The sequence below is a fragment of the Amycolatopsis sp. NPDC005003 genome (genome assembly GCF_053600695.1).
In genome coordinates, this window is the sequence record NZ_JBSGAI010000047.1 from 25,703 (window position 1) to 42,066 (window position 16,364).

General features: G+C 71.2%; 16 protein-coding genes. 10 read left to right on the forward strand and 6 right to left on the reverse strand.

All coding sequences use genetic code 11. From position 1 onward, the window contains the following. Positions 1 to 87: 87 nt before the first annotated feature. Both ACWED2_RS38980 and ACWED2_RS38985 read right to left on the reverse strand, forming a co-directional pair. On the reverse strand, positions 88 to 1,470 hold the full coding sequence (locus ACWED2_RS38980; protein WP_449695538.1) for an MFS transporter: 1,383 nt from the start codon (positions 1,468 to 1,470) through the stop codon (positions 88 to 90). Between the two features lie 100 nt (positions 1,471 to 1,570). Then, positions 1,571 to 2,500: a dihydrodipicolinate synthase family protein gene (locus ACWED2_RS38985; protein WP_449695539.1), complete on the reverse strand. Its 930-nt coding sequence runs from the start codon at positions 2,498 to 2,500 to the stop codon at positions 1,571 to 1,573. Positions 2,501 to 2,621: 121 nt separating this feature from the next. Between ACWED2_RS38985 and ACWED2_RS38990 the strand changes: the two genes are divergently transcribed. Then, positions 2,622 to 3,602 (forward strand): LacI family DNA-binding transcriptional regulator, encoded by a 981-nt coding sequence (locus ACWED2_RS38990; RefSeq protein WP_449695540.1) that lies wholly within the window; start codon positions 2,622 to 2,624, stop codon positions 3,600 to 3,602. A gap of 313 nt (positions 3,603 to 3,915) precedes the next feature. On the opposite strand, the gene dmpG is transcribed toward ACWED2_RS38990, so the two are convergent. From dmpG to ACWED2_RS39005, 3 genes are read right to left on the reverse strand one after another with little or no spacing between them, the layout of a single operon-like run. Next, positions 3,916 to 4,932 (reverse strand): 4-hydroxy-2-oxovalerate aldolase, encoded by a 1,017-nt coding sequence (gene dmpG, locus ACWED2_RS38995; protein WP_449695541.1) that lies wholly within the window; start codon positions 4,930 to 4,932, stop codon positions 3,916 to 3,918. Continuing rightward, on the reverse strand, positions 4,929 to 5,882 hold the full coding sequence (locus ACWED2_RS39000; RefSeq protein WP_449695542.1) for an acetaldehyde dehydrogenase (acetylating): 954 nt from the start codon (positions 5,880 to 5,882) through the stop codon (positions 4,929 to 4,931). Before ACWED2_RS39000 ends, dmpG begins: the two co-directional genes overlap by 4 nt. Continuing rightward, on the reverse strand, positions 5,879 to 6,700 hold the full coding sequence (locus ACWED2_RS39005; protein WP_449695543.1) for a 2-keto-4-pentenoate hydratase: 822 nt from the start codon (positions 6,698 to 6,700) through the stop codon (positions 5,879 to 5,881). The genes ACWED2_RS39000 and ACWED2_RS39005 overlap by 4 nt, the downstream gene beginning before the upstream one ends. A gap of 186 nt (positions 6,701 to 6,886) precedes the next feature. On the opposite strand from ACWED2_RS39005, the gene ACWED2_RS39010 reads away from it, so the two are divergent. Genes ACWED2_RS39010 through ACWED2_RS39025 form a run of 4 tightly spaced genes read left to right on the forward strand, consistent with a single transcriptional unit; the run spans position 6,887 to position 10,525 of the window. Next, a complete protein-coding gene (locus ACWED2_RS39010) occupies positions 6,887 to 8,080 on the forward strand; it encodes an NAD(P)/FAD-dependent oxidoreductase (protein ID WP_449695544.1) in 1,194 nt (397 codons plus the stop codon). Beyond that, positions 8,077 to 9,141 carry a DODA-type extradiol aromatic ring-opening family dioxygenase gene (locus tag ACWED2_RS39015; RefSeq protein WP_449695545.1) on the forward strand — a complete coding sequence of 355 codons (1,065 nt, stop codon included), beginning with the start codon at positions 8,077 to 8,079 and terminating at the stop codon, positions 9,139 to 9,141. Before ACWED2_RS39010 ends, ACWED2_RS39015 begins: the two co-directional genes overlap by 4 nt. Before the next feature lie 23 nt (positions 9,142 to 9,164). After that, positions 9,165 to 10,190, forward strand: coding sequence for an amidohydrolase family protein (locus tag ACWED2_RS39020; RefSeq protein ID WP_449695546.1), 1,026 nt, complete (start codon positions 9,165 to 9,167; stop codon positions 10,188 to 10,190). A gap of 26 nt (positions 10,191 to 10,216) precedes the next feature. Further along, positions 10,217 to 10,525: a non-heme iron oxygenase ferredoxin subunit gene (locus ACWED2_RS39025; RefSeq protein ID WP_449695547.1), complete on the forward strand. Its 309-nt coding sequence runs from the start codon at positions 10,217 to 10,219 to the stop codon at positions 10,523 to 10,525. Here the strand turns inward: ACWED2_RS39025 and ACWED2_RS39030 are convergent. Beyond that, positions 10,510 to 11,718 carry an FAD-dependent oxidoreductase gene (locus ACWED2_RS39030; RefSeq protein ID WP_449695548.1) on the reverse strand — a complete coding sequence of 403 codons (1,209 nt, stop codon included), beginning with the start codon at positions 11,716 to 11,718 and terminating at the stop codon, positions 10,510 to 10,512. The two genes, ACWED2_RS39025 and ACWED2_RS39030, sit on opposite strands and share 16 nt — an antisense overlap. A 248-nt stretch (positions 11,719 to 11,966) precedes the next feature. On the opposite strand from ACWED2_RS39030, the gene ACWED2_RS39035 reads away from it, so the two are divergent. From ACWED2_RS39035 to ACWED2_RS39055, 5 genes are read left to right on the forward strand one after another with little or no spacing between them, the layout of a single operon-like run. Further along, positions 11,967 to 13,079, forward strand: coding sequence for an acyl-CoA dehydrogenase family protein (locus ACWED2_RS39035; protein ID WP_449695549.1), 1,113 nt, complete (start codon positions 11,967 to 11,969; stop codon positions 13,077 to 13,079). A gap of 18 nt (positions 13,080 to 13,097) precedes the next feature. Continuing rightward, the gene (locus tag ACWED2_RS39040) at positions 13,098 to 14,297 is read left to right on the forward strand and encodes an acyl-CoA dehydrogenase family protein (RefSeq protein ID WP_449695550.1); all 1,200 of its coding nucleotides are present in this window, start codon (positions 13,098 to 13,100) and stop codon (positions 14,295 to 14,297) included. Positions 14,298 to 14,308: 11 nt separating this feature from the next. After that, positions 14,309 to 14,836, forward strand: coding sequence for an aromatic-ring-hydroxylating dioxygenase subunit beta (locus ACWED2_RS39045; RefSeq protein WP_449695551.1), 528 nt, complete (start codon positions 14,309 to 14,311; stop codon positions 14,834 to 14,836). Then, entirely contained in the window at positions 14,833 to 15,675 is an 843-nt protein-coding gene (locus tag ACWED2_RS39050; RefSeq protein WP_449695552.1) for an SDR family NAD(P)-dependent oxidoreductase, read from the forward strand. The genes ACWED2_RS39045 and ACWED2_RS39050 overlap by 4 nt, the downstream gene beginning before the upstream one ends. Next, positions 15,663 to 16,364: a dienelactone hydrolase family protein gene (locus tag ACWED2_RS39055; protein ID WP_449695553.1), complete on the forward strand. Its 702-nt coding sequence runs from the start codon at positions 15,663 to 15,665 to the stop codon at positions 16,362 to 16,364. Before ACWED2_RS39050 ends, ACWED2_RS39055 begins: the two co-directional genes overlap by 13 nt.

A 16,364-nucleotide genomic window follows, 5' to 3' on the forward strand; every position in this document is an offset into this window, starting at 1 on the left:
AGGTCTTCGTCGCACTCGGCCCGTTCTCCCAGTCCCAGCGCGACAGTGGCGTCAGCTGAGCTTCCACATCGCCGGGCCTGCCCTCGGTCACGGTGAAAGCTCTTCGAGGACCTTGTTCCTGGTTTCGATGGCGAACAGGATGGTGACGATTCCGCCGATGAGGGCGACCGCGGCAAAGGCCGAGAAGACGTAGCGGATGCCGAGGTCGGCGACGATCCAACCGACCAGCAGCGGGCCGACAGAGGAGCCGGCGCGCAGCCAGGCGCTGCCGAAGCCGGTGCCGATCGCGCGCAGCCGCGTCGGATACAGCTCGGCCGAGTAGAGGTACAGGGAGAACGAGATCGTCTGCAGGATCGCGTAGGCGAGCGTGGCCATGATCAGGACCTGGATCGCTGTGGTGGCACCGGAAACGGTGAGCGCGACCAGCGGCACGATCGCGAGCAGGAAAGCCCAGGAGTACCAGCGTTTGCGGCCGACCTTGTCGATCAGCAATGCACAGGCGACCGAGGCGAGCACGCCGACACCGGAGGTGACCCAGCCGTAGGCGAGGCTGGTCTGCAAAGGCAGGTGGAAGAGCTGCTTGTAGAGGGTGGGCAGCCAGGTGACCAGGCCGTTGTTGACCAGGTAGACGGTCGCCCACAGCACCCAGATCATCAACGTGCGCCTGCGGTAGATGCCCTGGAACAGCTCACGCCAGTCCGAGCGGGTCTTCGCCTTCGGATCGACCGGACGGACAACGGGCTCGGTCAGGACGTGCCCCTGCTTCACCGCCTCGTTCTCGAGCATCGAGACGACCTTGTCGGCCTTCTCGACGCGGCCCTTGGCGGCCAGCCAGCGCGGTGATTCCGGCATCAGCAGGCGCAGCGGGATGGTCAGCACGGCGGGGATGAGCCCGACGACGAACAGGGCACGCCAGCCGTAGACCGGGACCAGGAAGTAGCCCGCGATCCCGGCGAACATCAGCCCGACGGGGAAGATGACCTCGTAGAGCAGGAAGAACCGGCCGCGCTTGCGGGCCCCGATGAACTCGTTGATGTAGGCGCTGGCCACCGGGACTTCGCCGCCGGTGCCGATGCCCTGCAGGAACCGGAAGATCAGGATCGACGTGCCGCTCCAGGCGAACAGGCACGCGACGTCCATCGAGACGAACAGGACGATGGTGATCAGCAGCGTGTTCATCCGGCCGAACTTCTCGGCGATCCAGCCGAAGGTGACCGCGCCGATGAGCTGGCCGACGTAGCCGGCGGAGAGGATGGCGCCGACCTGGGCTGGGCTGAGGTGCCATTCGGTGACCAGCTGGGGCATGGCGAAGGCGATGACCAGCACGGTGTAGGCGTCGAAGAAGGTCGCCGAGCCGATGATGACGCGGATCAGCAGGAGCCGGCGGGTGATCGGGAGCCGCTCGAGGCGGGCGACCACGGCGGCGGTCGCGGTCGCCGCGGTCCCGCCGCCTGCAGCAATGGTGGTCATGGGTTCGTTCCTCGCTCTCCGCCTCATTGCGGAGTCCTTCGGGACTGCATTGTCACCGGATCCCGGGGCGACAGCACGGCGCTGCCGCCCCGGCAGACGTTCAGAGGAGTTCGGCGGCCTTGAGCGCGAGGACGATCTCTTCTTCGGCCTCGGCGGACAGGTCGATCAGCGGGGACCGCACAGTCGCGGTCGGCAGGACGCCGCGGGCCTTGAGACCCAGCTTGAGGGCCACGGTGCCTTCCATGTGCGAACCGCGGTGGTAGACGGCCTTGGTCACCGGCAGCAGCCGGTCGTGAACCGCCCGGGCGGCCGGGTAGTCCCGCGCCTTGCCCGCGGCGATCAGCTCCAGCAGCGGCTCCGGTGCCAGGCCGCCGTAGCCGACCAGCAGACCGTCGACGTCGAACATCGTGTGCAGCAGGTACTCGTCGTGGCAGGACAGGATCTGCAGCTCCGGGTGCTCGGCCCGCAGCACCGGGATCTCGGTGTCCCAGCGGCGCATGTTGCGCACCCCGTTCTTGGTGGCGAACACGCCCGGCTGCGCGGCGATCTCCAGCTGGGTCGCCAGGTCGTAGCTGGCCTTCGTGACGTCCGGGTACTGGAACAGGATCAGCGGCAGCCCCGAGGTCTCGAAGATCGCCCGGTAGCGGTCCTGCGGCGCGCCGGTCTGGAAGCCGAACCGCAGCCAGCCGTGCGAGGGGTAGACCAGCCCGGCGGCCGCGCCGGCGTTCACCGCACGCACCGCCTCCTCGGCGGCGACCGCGGTGCCCTCGCCGGTGATCCCGGCGATGATCGGGACCGTGCCGTCGACCGCCTCGACCAGGGTGCGGATGGTGGCGACCTGCTCGTCCTGGGTCAGGAAGGTGCCCTCCCCGGCGTGGCCGAGGCAGACCAGCCCCTTCACCCCTTCGAACCCGGCCAGCCACTTGCCGTAAGAGGCGAGAGCCGCGTGGTCGACCGCGCCGTCCACGGTGAACGGCGTGACGGGGGCGGGCACCAGTCCGCGCAGGTCAAGGGTGTGCTCCGAAGACATTCTCGAGCCTTTCCGACATCGATGGGAACGGTTGCAGGAACGTTCCCACACGATGCGCCACGACCGTGCCGCCGTCAACCCCTCCCCCGGAAATGGGCGGCCAGCCAGTAGCCTTCAGCGTGTGGTGACCATCGTCGACGTCGCCCGGGCGGCCGGGGTCAGCAAGTCCACCGTGTCCCGGATCCTCAACGAACGCCTCCCCCGGTCCAACAGCGAAACCGCCCAGCGCGTCCGCCAGATCGCCGCCGAACTCGGCTACGTCCGCGACCCGCTCGCCGCCGGCATGCGCCGCGCCGGCACCAACACCGTCGGCGTGATCGTCCCCCGGCTCACCGACACCGTGATGGCGATGCTGTACGAACAGATCGCCACCGCCGCAGCCGGCCGCGGCCTCTTCGCCGTCGTGGCCACCACCGAGGACGATCCCGCCACAGAGCAGTTCGCTGTCCAGACGCTCGTCCGGCGCCGCGTCGACGGCCTCGTCCTCACCACCGCGAGACTCGGCGTTCCGACCGCGCAAGGCGTCCCGCACGCGCTCGCGCTGCGCACCGACGGCATCGGTCCGGCCGCCATCGGCGACGACCAGCTCGGCGCCCGGCTGGCCGTCCGGCACCTCATCGACCTCGGCCACCGCAGGATCGGCCTCGTCGGCGGCCCGGACTACGCTTCCAGCGCCCGCGGCCGGCTCGACGGTTACCGCGACGCGCTCACTGAAGCAGCGATAGCCGTGGACGAGCCCCTGATCGCCGGTGACTCCTTCTCGATGAAGTCCGGCGAAGCTGCCGGCCGGATCCTGCTCGACCGAACCGACCGCCCTACCGCGATCTTCGCCGTCAACGACAACACGGCCATCGGCGTCATGGCCGCCGCCCACGCTCTCGGACTGCGTATCCCGGAAGACCTGTCTCTGGTCGGCTACAACGACATCCCCGTCGTCAGCAGCCTGCCCGTCCCGCTGACCACCGTGCGCGTCCCCTTCGCCCAGATCGCCACCAACGCCCTCGACCTGCTGAACGAAGCAAGCACCGACCGGCCACCGCGGACCGTCGTCGCCGCACCGACCCTGATCCCCCGCCGTTCCACGGCGCCAAGATCATCTTGAAGTAGCGCAGTTGCGCGGGCGCCGCCGGGTTGTCTGCTCTCCGCCGCGACCGACTTCACCCGGCCCGGGCAGGTAGAGCCGGGGCGACTCTCCATGGCGCGCGTACAAGCGAGACAGAGCACGCCGCCGGGACCGGCGGGCACGATCGCACTTGAACTGCCCGCACCAGGCGCTTGACGTAGTGCCGCTGCGAACCGCAGAACGAGATCGCGATGTCGAACGACTCGGCGTCGGCCGGCTCGGTCAGCTTCAGGTCGAACGAAATCCACCAGCGAGTCACCGAGCTCAGGCCTGACCCGTGGTTGAGCCCGGCCTACTCGGCGGCCCGCTCCGCCAGATCCAGTGCGACGTCCACGATCATGTCCTCCTGACCGCCGACCAGGCCCCGGCGGCCGACCTCGACGAGGATGTCGCGGACGTCGATGCCATACCGAAGCGACGCCGTTTCGGCGTGCCGGAGGAAGCTCGAGTAGACACCGGCGTAGCCGAGGGTGAGCGTCTCCCGGTCGACCCGGACGGGCCGGTCCTGCAGGGGACGCACCAGGTCGTCGGCCGCGTCCTGCAAGGCGAACAGGTCGCAGTGGTGCTTCCAGCCGGACAGGTCGGCCACCGCGACGAACGGTTCGATCGGGCAGTTGCCCGCGCCTGCGCCGTGGCCGGCCAGGGACGCGTCGACCCGGACCGCGCCCTCCTCGACGGCGACGACGCTGTTCGCCACCGACAGGGACAGGTTTTCGTGGGCGTGGATGCCGATCTCCGTGGCCGGGTCGAGCGCGTCCCGGTAGGCGCGCACCCGGTCGCGGACACCGTCCATGGTCAGCCGGCCGCCGGAATCGGTCACGTAGACGCAGTGCGCACCGTAGGACTCCATCAGCTTCGCCTGTCCGGCCAGCTTCTCCGGCGGGGCCAGGTGGCTCATCATGAGGAACCCGGAGACGTCCATGCCGAGTTCGCGTGCGGTGGCGATGTGCTGGGCGGCGACGTCGGCCTCGGTGCAGTGGGTGGCGACCCGGACCGAACGCACGCCCAGCCGGTAGGCGGTGCGCAGCTCGGCGATGGTGCCGATGCCGGGCAGCAGCAGGGTGGTCAGCCTGGCTCGCTCGATGCTCGCCGCGGCGGCCTCGATCCACTCCCAGTCGGTGTGCGAGCCGGGTCCGTAGTTCAGGGACCCGCCGGCCAGGCCGTCGCCGTGGGCGACCTCGATGCCGTCGACGCCCGCGGCGTCCAGCGCGGCCACGATCCTGGCCACGTCGTCCGGTTCGATGCGATGGCGGACGGCGTGCATCCCGTCGCGCAGGGTGACGTCCTGGACGAAGATCCGGTGGCTCATCGGTGCGTCGCCTCCCGCTGCGCGATCTGCTCGGCCACCCGCAGCGCCGCCGAGGTCATGATGTCGAGATTCCCGGCGTAGGCGGGCAGGTAGTGCGCTGCCCCCTCGACCTCGAGGAAGACCGAAACCTGGTGGGTGGGCGGCTCCGCGCCGTCGACCAGCAGGGTGCGCACCGGCTGGTCGCCGGGCACCGGGGTGATCTGCACTTTCTGCTTGAGCCGGTAGCCCGGGACGTAGGCGGCGACCTCGGCCACCATCTTCTCCACCGAGTCACGGATCCGGTCCCGGGTTTCCGCCTCCGGCGCGGACACGAGGCAAAGCACGGTGTCCCGCATGATCAGCGGCGGCTCGGCCGGGTTGAGGATGATGATCGCCTTGCCCGCGGCAGCGCCGCCGACGGTCTCGATCGCGTGAGCCGTCGTTTCGGTGAACTCGTCGATGTTGGCCCGGGTACCGGGGCCGGCCGACCGGGACGCGATCGAGGCGACGATCTCCGCGTAAGGCACGGGCGCGACCCGCGAAACGGCCGCGACCACCGGGATGGTGGCCTGGCCGCCGCAGGTGACCATGTTGACGTCCGGTTCGTCGAGATGCTCGCCGAGGTTGACCGCCGGCACCACGTACGGCCCGACCGCCGCCGGTGTGAGGTCGATGAGCCGTTTACCCAGCGGCTGAAGCCGGTCGACGTTGGTGAGGTGGGCCTTCGCCGACGTGGCGTCGAAAACGATCCCGATGTCGGTGAAACCGTCCATCGCGACCAGGCCGTCCACCCCGTCGGCGGTGACGGGCACTCCCAGCCGCCGGGCGCGGGCGAGGCCGTCGGAGGCGGGGTCGATCCCGACCATTGCGCCCATCTCCAGGTACCGCGAATGGCGCAGCACCTTGATCATCAGGTCGGTGCCGATGTTCCCCGAGCCGATGATCGCCACCTTCGTCCGCGGCTCACTCATGATTCCTCCAGCGTCGCGCCGAACCGGGCCGTCACCGTGCCGAGCCCGGTGATCCGGGCGGTCACCACGGAACCGGGTTCGACCGGCACCATCGGGCCCAGTGCACCCGAGAGCACCACCTGCCCCGCGCGCAGCGGCCGGCCGAACTCGCGAGCGGTGACCGCCAGCCACTTCAGGGCGTTCAGCGGATCGCCGAGGCAGGCGGCTCCGGAGCCGGTCGAGACGACGGTCTCGCCGATCGTCATGGTCATCCCGGTCTGTGCGGGCTCCACTTCGGACAGTGGAACGGTGTCCTCGCCCAGGACGAAAAGCCCACTCGAAGCGTTGTCCGCGACGGTGTCGGCGAACGAGATGTCCCACCTCGCCACCCTGCTGTCCACGATCTCCAGCGCGGGCACGGCATGCGCCACGGCAGCCCGGACCCGGGCGGCATCCAGTTCCCCGTCGGCGAGGTCCGTACCGAGGACGAACGCGATTTCGGCTTCCACCTTGGGCTGGAGCAACCGGTCCAGCGGAATGGTTTCGTCCTGGCGGTACCGCATGTCGTCGAACAGCACCCCGAAGTCGGGCCGGTCGACGCCGAGCTGCCGCTGGACGGCCTCGGAAGTGAGGCCGATCTTCCGCCCCACCACGCGGGCACCGGCCGCGATCCGCGCCTCGACGAGAACCTGCTGCACCGCGTAGGCCGCGTCGACGTCGTCGGCGGCGATCAGGTCACGGACCGGCGAGCAGGGCCGCCGGGTGCGGGCCGCGGCGTCGAGCCGCGCGGCTGCCTGGGCGACGCCCGGCCGGGTGCCGGTTGATGCGAGTTCGGTCATGGCAGCATCGTCGCCGCCTGCGGTACCCGCGGGCGCGGCCGTGTTCCACGCGCCGGAACCGCGGGCCGCATTCATTCTTCCCCGAGCTGTTCCGGGGGCCGGGACGACCGCTACACCTCCCGGCGGACCCCGCGTGAGACTGGGGACCGTGATCACCGGACGTGGTTCGACGGGAATGGGACGGCAATGTCGGTACTGATCGTGGGTGCCTCGGTCGCGGGCATCCGCACCGCGCAGGCGCTGCGGGCCGCGGGGAACACAGCGGACATCACGATCCTGGGCGAGGAGGCTCACCACCCGTACGACAAGCCGCCGTTGTCCAAGGAGATGCTGCTCCCCGGGGGCGACGGGAATCCGGTTCCCTTGCTCTCGGCCGAGGAGATCGAAAAGCTCGGGCTCGACCTGCGGCTGGGCGTCCGGGCAACCGGTCTCGACCCGGCCGGCCGGACCGTGCGGACGGCCGGGAACGAGACCATCGGTTACGACGACGTCGTGATCGCGACCGGCGCCACGGCGAGGTCGTTGCCCGGGGCCGGCGAGCTCGCCGGGGTCTACACCCTGCGCAATGCCGAGGACGCCTTCGGGCTGCGCACGGCACTGGCCACCGCGAAGCGGGCCGTGGTCGTGGGCGCCGGCTTCATCGGCGCGGAGTTCGCGTCGTCGGCGAGTGCCCACGGTGTGGAAGTCACGGTGGTGGAGGTGCAGGAGCAGCCGCTCGCGGCGCTCCTCGGCGCCGAGGTCGGGGCGACGTTCGCCGACCTGCACGCGGCGAACGGGGTCGCCCTGCTGACGGGCACCGGAGTCGCGGCTTTGACCGGGGGCGATCGCGTCACGGGCGTCCGGCTGGCCGACGGCCGCGTCCTGCCCGCCGACGTGGTGGTCGTCGGGATCGGGACGGTCCCCGCCACCGGCTGGCTGGGTGGTTCCGGGCTCGAGATCGACGACGGTGTCCGTTGTGACGAGCGGCTGCGCGCGATCGGCGTGGACCACGTGCACGCGGTGGGTGACGTGGCGAAGTGGCCGCACGCGTTCTACGGGGCCGGGATGCGCATCGAGCACTGGACGAACGCCAACGAGCACGCCGCCGTCGTCGCGGCGGATCTCACCGGCACGGCCGCTCCCCGGGTCACGGTGCCCTACGTATGGTCCGACCAATACGGACACCGGATCCAGATCGTGGGCCGGCCCGCCGCGGGCAAACCCGTGCTGCTGCGCGGTGGACGATCGACGCTGGCCGCCTACGTGGACACCGACGGCGTGCTGGTGGGCGCGGTGGCCGTCGACGACCCCCGGGCGCTGATGGCGTGCCGCAAAGCGATCCTCGCGCGAACACCGTTCGACGCCTTTGACACACCGACGAGACGAAAGGAAACGGCATGAGTGAGGTTCTGGGTCTGGGGCTGACCCACTATCCGATGCTGGCCGGGACGGACGCGGGCATGGCGGGTCTGCTCAGGTCGACGCTGCGCGACCCGGACATCCCCGAGGACCGCAAGGACCCCGGCAACTGGTCCGACCTGGCCCGGCAGGAGTGGGGTGCGGACACCGGAACCACGGCGGCGGCCGGCCACCGCGAGCGGTTGCTGGCGGGGCTGACCCGGTGTCGTGCCGAACTGGACGAATTCCGGCCGGACGTGCTGCTGGTGTGGGGCGACGACCAGTACGAGAACTTCCGGGAGGAGGTCATCCCGTCGTTCTGCGTGCTGGCCTACAACGACACCGTCGTGGAGCCGTTCGGGGTGCTGAAGAAGGTCGGGGCCGCGAACTACTGGGGCCTGCCCGACGACGAGACCTTCACGATGGTGGGCAACCAGGAGCTGGCCAAGGACGTCGCCGCGGGCGTGCTCGCGAACGGTGTCGACACCGCCTACTCCTACGAGAAGCGCCAGGGTGTGCATTTCCCGCACGCGTTCGCGAACACGCAGGTGTTCCTGGACTTCGACAACGCGGGCAGGAAGTTCCCCTACCCGATCGTCCCGCTGGCGGTGAACTGCTACGGCGAGCACGTCATCGCCCGCAAGGGCGGGATGGCCAGGTTCGCGGAGATCAACCGGGGCGAGGTGCTCGATCCTCCCGGACCGTCGCCGCAGCGGTGCTACGAGTTCGGCCGCGCGGTGGCGAAGGCCGTTTCGGGCCGGACCGAGCGGATCGCCCTGATCGCCTCGTCGAGCTGGTCGCACGCCTTCCTCAACGACAAGGACTGGCACCTGCGGCCCGACACGGAGTCCGATCGGCGGTTCTACGACGCGCTCGTCGCGGGTGACCACAGCGTGTGGCTGTCGGCGACGGGCCAGGAGATCATCCGCGACGGTCAGCACGAGATGCTCAACTGGTTCTGCCTGCTCGGGGCGATGTCCGAGCTGGGCCTGACCCTGCGGTGGAGCGATTTCGTCGAGACCGAGATCTTCAACTCCAACAAGGCCTTCGCGGTCTTCAAGTAGCCGGGACCACGGAGCCGCCGCCCATGACCGTCCAGCGCCCGTCCGTTGTGGACATCCACGCGCACTTCTTCCCCCACGGGCTGCCGAACCCCGCCGACCGGGACGGCGACCCCCGCTGGCCCGTCCTCGTGCCGGACGGCGACACGGCGGCTGTCCTCGTGGCCGGCAAGGTCACCCGCCGGGCGTCGCGGGCGCTGTGGGACGTCGAGGAGAGGGTGCGTGCGCTGGATTCCGCCGGTGTCGACCTCCAGGTCGTTTCCCCGGTCCCGGTCACCCTCGTTCCGTGGGCCTCGACGCGGGCGGCCGCGCGCTGGAGCGAGGAGCTCAACGACCGCCTCGCCGAGGCCGCCGCGAAGTCGGCGGGCCGGCTGCTGGGCCTGGGTTCCGTCCCGATCGGCCCGGAACCCGGCTCGATCTCCGCCGCGGTGGCCGAGGCGAGGCGGATCAGGGACCGCGGCCTGGCCGGCGTCGAGCTGGCGACCGTGCCCGGCGGCCGTGAGCTGGACGATCCGGAGCTGGATCCGTTCTGGGCCGCGGCGGACGAGCTCGAGCTGCCGATCCTCGTGCACCCGACGGACGCCCGGGCGGTCAGGCGGTCCGGTCAGCCCTACGAGTTCGGGATCGGGATGCTCACCGACACTGCGCTCGCCGGGACCGCGCTCGTGTTCGGCGGCGTGCTGGCCCGGTTTCCCCGGCTGCGGATCGCGTTGTGCCACGGTTGCGGTGCCCTGCCGTGGACCTACGCGCGGACGCTGCACGTGGCCGCCGGCCGGCCGGGCGTGGACGGGGAAGCCGCGGATGCGTTGCTGCGCAGGCTCTGGACCGACACGCTCGTGTTCGACCCGGAGCACCTGCGGCTGGTCGCCGGGCAGGTCGGCATCGAGCACGTCATGCTCGGTACCGACGACCCCATGGTGCCGGGGCGGCTGGCGGTCGCCGAGCCGGAGGTCCGCGCAGCGGTCGAAGCAGGCGCGGTCGACGAATCCGCTCTGCCGGGTGTGCTGGGCGGGAACGCGTTGCGGTTCCTCGGCATCGGCGATGCACGATGACCGCCGGAAAAAGGGAGGAGACGAAGGTGGAACGGGTGCTGGCCGCTACCGTGGCGGAGCTGGAACCGGGTACTTCCCTGACCCTGCACCGTGACGACCCGATTGCGGTGTACCACACGGAGAACGGCGAGTTCTTCGCCACCGCGGACACCTGCACGCACGAGAAGTGGTCACTGGGCGAGGACTCGGACCTCGAGGGCGACGAGGTGCTCTGCCCGCTGCACATGGCCCGGTTCGATCTGCGGACCGGCAAGCCGCTGTGCCTGCCCGCCGCCATCGCCCTGCGCACCTACGAGGTCGTGGTCGAGGACGGCAAGATCTACGTGCTCGTCTGAGCCTTCCGAGGACCGCGCGCGATCTGCCGCTGGTTGCGGAGCGCCACCCGCAGCGCGTCCCGGTCCGCGGCCAGCGCGGCGAGCCGGTCGAGCTTCTCCGCCAGGATCCCGTTCCGTGCGGCGTAAAAACTCAGGTTCAGGTGCTCGGCCGAGGCCGGTGAGACCTGGTCGCAGAAGACACGGCGGCGCGTTTCCGCCACGTCGTCGAGGACGCCGGGGTCGGCGCCCTCGATGACCGCCGGCAGCCGCTCGACGACACTCAGCGCGTCGTAGAGGCCCGCGGCCATGCCCAGGCCCGAGGTCGGGTTGGTCAGGTGGGCGGCGTCCCCGATCAGCAGCGCCCGGCCGACCCGGTAGGTGCCGACGACCCGCTCGTGCATCCGGTAGGCGGACCAGTCGCTGACGAGGGGGTCGGCGCGGGCGGGCAGGATGGCGCCGAACATCGCCGACATCCGGCCCGGGATGGTGTCCTCGGGCAGGGTGCGTTGCTCGGGATAGGCGAAGCGCCACAACCGTTCCCCGCCCGGCCCGCCGTCCTCGATCAGCTGCGCGACGGCCGGCTGGACCGCGCCCGGCCAGACCTGCAGCGGCGCCTCGCAGAACGTCGAGAGGTCGAAGCCGAGGGTGGTGGACACGAGCCGTTCGGGCCAGGTGTGCCCGGCCATGCCGAGCCCCAGCGACCGGCGGACGCAGCTGCCCGCGCCGTCGGCGCCGATCACCCAGCCGGCCCGGACGTGACCGGGTCCGTCGGGCCCGTCGATCCGGACGGTGACCCCGGCCGGGTCCCCGGCGATCCCGGTCACGCGCCTGCCGCGCAGGACCCGTCCCGATGGGAATGCCTCCACCGCTGCGGTGAGCACCTCGACCACGACCTCACGCCGGACCGTTAGGTGGTAGGGGTGCTCGACCTCGTCCGCGAGGACACCCAGGTCGAAGACGATCTGCCGACCGGTTTCGGGAACGACGAAAGCCCATCGAGGTGCGACGATCCCGGCCCGCTCCAGAGGGCCGAGGACGTCGAGCGCGGCGAAGACGGGCAGCGCGGACCAGTGGTAGACGTAGTCGGCCGTGCCGACCGGGGTCGCGGCTCCGGCTTCGTACACGGTGACGTCCACCCCCGCCCTGGCGAGCCCGAGGGCGGTCGTGAGCCCGACGACACCGCCGCCGGCGACCACCACGCTGCTCTCTGCCATTTCCGGCCTCTCTCCTGGTCGGCTGCCCGGGGCGCCACTGTAGGACGGAGCGGGTGCCCGCCGGCCGCAGTGGTCTAGCCAACGGAACGCCGGCCGGGCCGCTCGACCCAGACGCCTTCCGCAGTCGCCGGCCGAAGGTCCAGCCACCGGAACGCGGCGTTGTCCCCGGGCCGGGCCGACAGCATCGTGGGCATCCGGCCGCGCGGTTTCGCGTGTTCCCGGCCGCCGTTCTCGACGAGGAGGAGTTCATGACCAACTTGGACCGGCCCGAGGGGCATCCCGAAATCGTGGAGCTGGCCCGGGAGCTGGCGTCCGAGGTCCTGGCTCCGGCCGCTCGGACGGCCGAACAACAGCGCGCGATCCCCGAGGAGGTCTGGACCACGCTGTTCGGCACCGGGCTCGCGGTCCCGGTGCCCGAGGAGCTCGGCGGCGACGGTGTGCTCGGGACCCTCGCCGAAACCGTGGCCGTGGAGCAGCTCGCGCACGGCGATCCGGCCATCACCGTCGGCGCGTTCTGGAGCGGCGCCGCGGCGCTCCTGTTGAGCAGGCACGGTTCGCCAGGGCAGTCCGACATCGTGCGGGGCATCGACGCGTCCTGGCGTGGATCCGTCGCCCTGTACGAGGGTTACGGCCGCGCGCCGGCCGAGTACACCACGACCGTCGAGTCCGCGGGTGGCACTGTGCGTGTCCGCGGGCGCAAGGTGGCGGTCCCGTTCGCCACGCAGGCGGCCGACGTGATCGTCATCGGGGTGGACCCGGCGGGCGGCGGTCTGCGGGCCGCGGTCGTCCCGGCCACGGCACCGGGGCTCCTGGTGACACCGGACGCTCCGGGGCTCGCTCTCGACGCGGTACCCACCGCGACCGTCGACCTCGACGTCGAGCTGGATGCCGCCGCCGTGCTGGGAGCCGGTTCGGCCGATCCGGTCGCGCTCGCGGGCTCGGTCGAGCGGATCCGGCTGATCGTCGCCTCCGCGCTGGTCGGCACGGCCACGCGGGCGATCGAGTACGCCGCGGTGTACGCCAGGGACCGGATCGCGTTCGGCAAGCCGATCGCCGCGTTCCAGGGTGTGTCGTTCCTGCTGGCCGAGGCGAAGATGCGCACCGACGCCGCACGCCTGGAGATCGCCGACGTCGCCGCGCGGCTCGACGCGGGCGACGTCGAACGGGGCAGCGCCCTCGTCACCGGCGCCCTCGCCTACGCGGCCTCCGTGGCCACCCAAGCCACCCGCGACGCCGTCCAGGTCCTGGGTGGCCACGGCTTCATCACCGACCACCCCGTCGAGCTGTGGTACCGGAGCGCGGGCGCGCTCTCGGTGCTCGACCTCGACCCGCTGAGCTCGATGTTCGAGCCCGCCCTCTGAGGCTGCGAAGGAGTGACGATGACGTACACGTTCGAACTGAGCAAGCCGCTCGCCGAGTACGGCCGGACGATCCGCGACTGGGCGGTCTCGGAAATCCGCCCCTACGCACGGGAGGCGGACGAACAGCACCAGCCGCCGGCGAACGCGGCCACCATCCTCGACAGCGCACCGGTCCCGCTGGGCAGGCTCGACATCCCCGGCGCACCGCCGGTGCCGGACTTCGAAGAGGGCTACTGGGTCACCAAGCTGGTGATGTTCGAAAACCTCGCCTACGGCGACATCTGGGTCCAGCCGCGACTCGGCGGTGGGCTCGGGCACCTCGTCGTGGCCGGCATGGGCACCCCCGACCAGCGCCGGAAGTGGTACGACCCCGCCGTGCAAGGTGGCGGCCTCACCGGCGCGTTCGCCCTCACCGAGCCGCACTTCGGCTCGGACACCGCACAGGTCGCGACGACCGCCGTCCGCGACGGCGACGGCTGGGTGCTCAACGGGTCCAAGATCTACTGCACCCAAGGCGCGACTTCGGACTACATCACCGTTTTCGCCACCACGGACAAGTCACTGGGTGCGCGGGGCATCACGGCGTTCGTCGTCCCGCAGGGCACGCCCGGGCTGCACATCGTCAAGCGCAACGAGTCGAAACTCGGCATCCGGAGCTGGGTGACGTCGGCGCTCGCCTTCGAGAACTGCCGGGTGCCACTGGAAAACCGCCTGGGGTGGGACTCGGCCGGCGAGGTCGAGGACCCGGCCCGCGCGAGCGGGCAGAGCGGCGCGCTGGGCGCGCTGTCCCAGAACCGGCCGTCGATGTCGGCGATGGTCATCGGACTGGCCCAGGCCTCGCTCGACCTGACCGCGGACCTGCTCGCCGAGCGGCGAGCCGGGTTCACTGTCCAGCGCTGGTCGGTGCTCGAGACCGAGCTGGCACGGATGAACGCGGTCCTCGACCGGGCGCGCCGGACCAACCTCCAGGCGCAATGGGTCGCCGACCAGGGCCTGCACGACCGGGTGCTGCCCGCCGTCTCCAAGGGCTACGGCCCACCCAACAGCGAGCGGGTCATCCGGCGGTGCCTGCAGCTGCTCGGGCCGGAGGGCCAGAGCACCGAGCTGCTGCTCGAGAAGTGGTACCGCGACGCCAAGATCATGGACATCTTCGAGGGCTCCGGCCAGGTGCAGCGGGTGATCGTGGCCCGCAGCCTCGTCGGTCGCGCCGCAGGCTGAAGGGAGCCGACATGACCACGACGGACGTGACGGTGATCCGCAGGCCGGTGTCCGACACCGAACACCGGGCGATCGAGCGGTTCCTCTTCCGGGACGCGGACCTGCTGGACGAGTGGCGGCTCCACGAATGGCTCGCCACGTTCACCCCGGACGCGCACTACCTGGTCCCCACCACCGACCTCCCGGACGGCGACCCGGGCAGCGACCTGTTCCTGGTCTCCGACGACCGGTTCCTCCTCGAGCAGCGGGTGAATTCCCTGCTCACCCGGGCGGCGCACGCGGAGTACCCGCACTCCCGGACCCGGCGGCTGGTGACGAACGTCCAGGCCTGGGAGACCGGCACACCGGACAGTGACCGCGAGGTGACTGCGAACTTCGCGCTGTTCCGGACTCGGCCGGGGGTTTTGGACACCTACGCCGGCCGCTACCGGCTGCTGCTCGTGCCGGACGCCGAGCACGGCTACCTGGTCCGGCTGCGCCGTGCCGAACTCGTGCTCGACGCCTTGCGTCCGCACGGCAAGGTCAGCGTGATCCTGTGAGCACCGATCCGGCCCGGCTCGACGGCATGGTGGCCATCGTCACCGGCACCAGCCCGAACATCGGCGGGGCCTTCGCGGCGGGACTCGCCGCGGCGGGCGCCAAAGTGGTGTGCACCGACATCTCGGCCGAAACGGCGGAAGCCTGCGCCAAGGCGATCACCGCCGCGGGCGGCTCCGCGGTCGCGGTCGCCGGGGACGTCACCGACCCCGAGCACGCCGACGAAGCCGTCGCCCGCGCCGTCGAACTCGGCGGCAAGGTCGACGTGCTGGTCAACAACGCCGTCTGGTTCAACCAGAAGGGCTTGCTGACGATGCCCCTGCCCGAATACCGCCGTCAGCTGGACATCATCCTCACCGGTCCCTTCCTGTTCACCAGGGCGGCGGCCCGGGTGATGATCGAGAAGGGCACCGGGGGCAGCGTCGTCAACGTGCTGTCCACGGCGGCGTGGCAGGGACAGCCCGGCAACATCGGGTACTCGACGGGCAAGAGCGGCCTGATCAACTTCACCCGCTCGGCGGCGATGGAACTGGCGGAGCACGGAATCCGGGTCAACGGGTTGACGCCAACGGCGACCGCGATCGACGACCCGGACATCGCCGGGAGGATGGCGGCCGCGAAGGACCCGTCGCTGCGGTACCCGATGGACTTCGCCGGCCAGGCCCCCTGGGGCAAGCTGCCCACCCCGCAGGACTACGTGCCCGCGCTGGTGTTCCTCGCGTCCGCGGACTCGAAGTTCGTCAACGCCACCAACATCACCGTCGACGGAGGGGTCACGGCCAAGTACTGGCCGTGGCGCCCCGACCTGGGCCGCGTGGCGGAGGACGCATGGACACCGTGATCCGGATCCGCCCGGAGGTCAGCAAACTGCGCTACGCGGCGGGAGCGGTGTCCGTCGCCGAGATCGACCTGGGCGGGACCCCCCGCGGCGCCGCGCTCGTGCTGTGCGACACCGGGCAGCTGGAGGCCGTGGCCGCGGACGTGCTCAACGGGCTCGCCGAGCACGGGTACAGCGCGATCGCGGCCGAAGCCGATCCGGCCGGCACCGCGGGACCCGGTCCGCGCGCGGCGGCGCTGATCGACCATCTGCGCGCCCGCGGCCGGCCGGACCAGCAGATCGGCGTGCTCGGCTACGGCAGCGGGGCGGCGACGGCGCTGGCGATCGCGGCGGAGGTGGAGGTGGGCGCGGTGGTCAGCCTCGCCGCCGCCGCGCTCCCTCCTCCCCCGGGTGCGCCGATCCTGCGGGCCCCGTGGCTGGGCTTGTTCTCCCGGCCCGGCGAGCACGCTCCCGCCCTGCGGACGTGGCTCGCCGGGCAAGCCGTGTACTCGCGGGTGGTCACCTATCCCGGCACCACCGGCTCCCCCTCCCGGAGCACCGGGCGGCACGGCGGCCACGCGGCGGCGTTCGACTCGTGGCAACGCAGCATCGAATGGCTCAACCTGCGGGTCGAGCCGTGCCCGACCCCGCTGGCCCGTAGCTGGGCCGTCCGCCACGCCGACCGTTCCCCAGCCCGGCGAAAGGGAAATTGA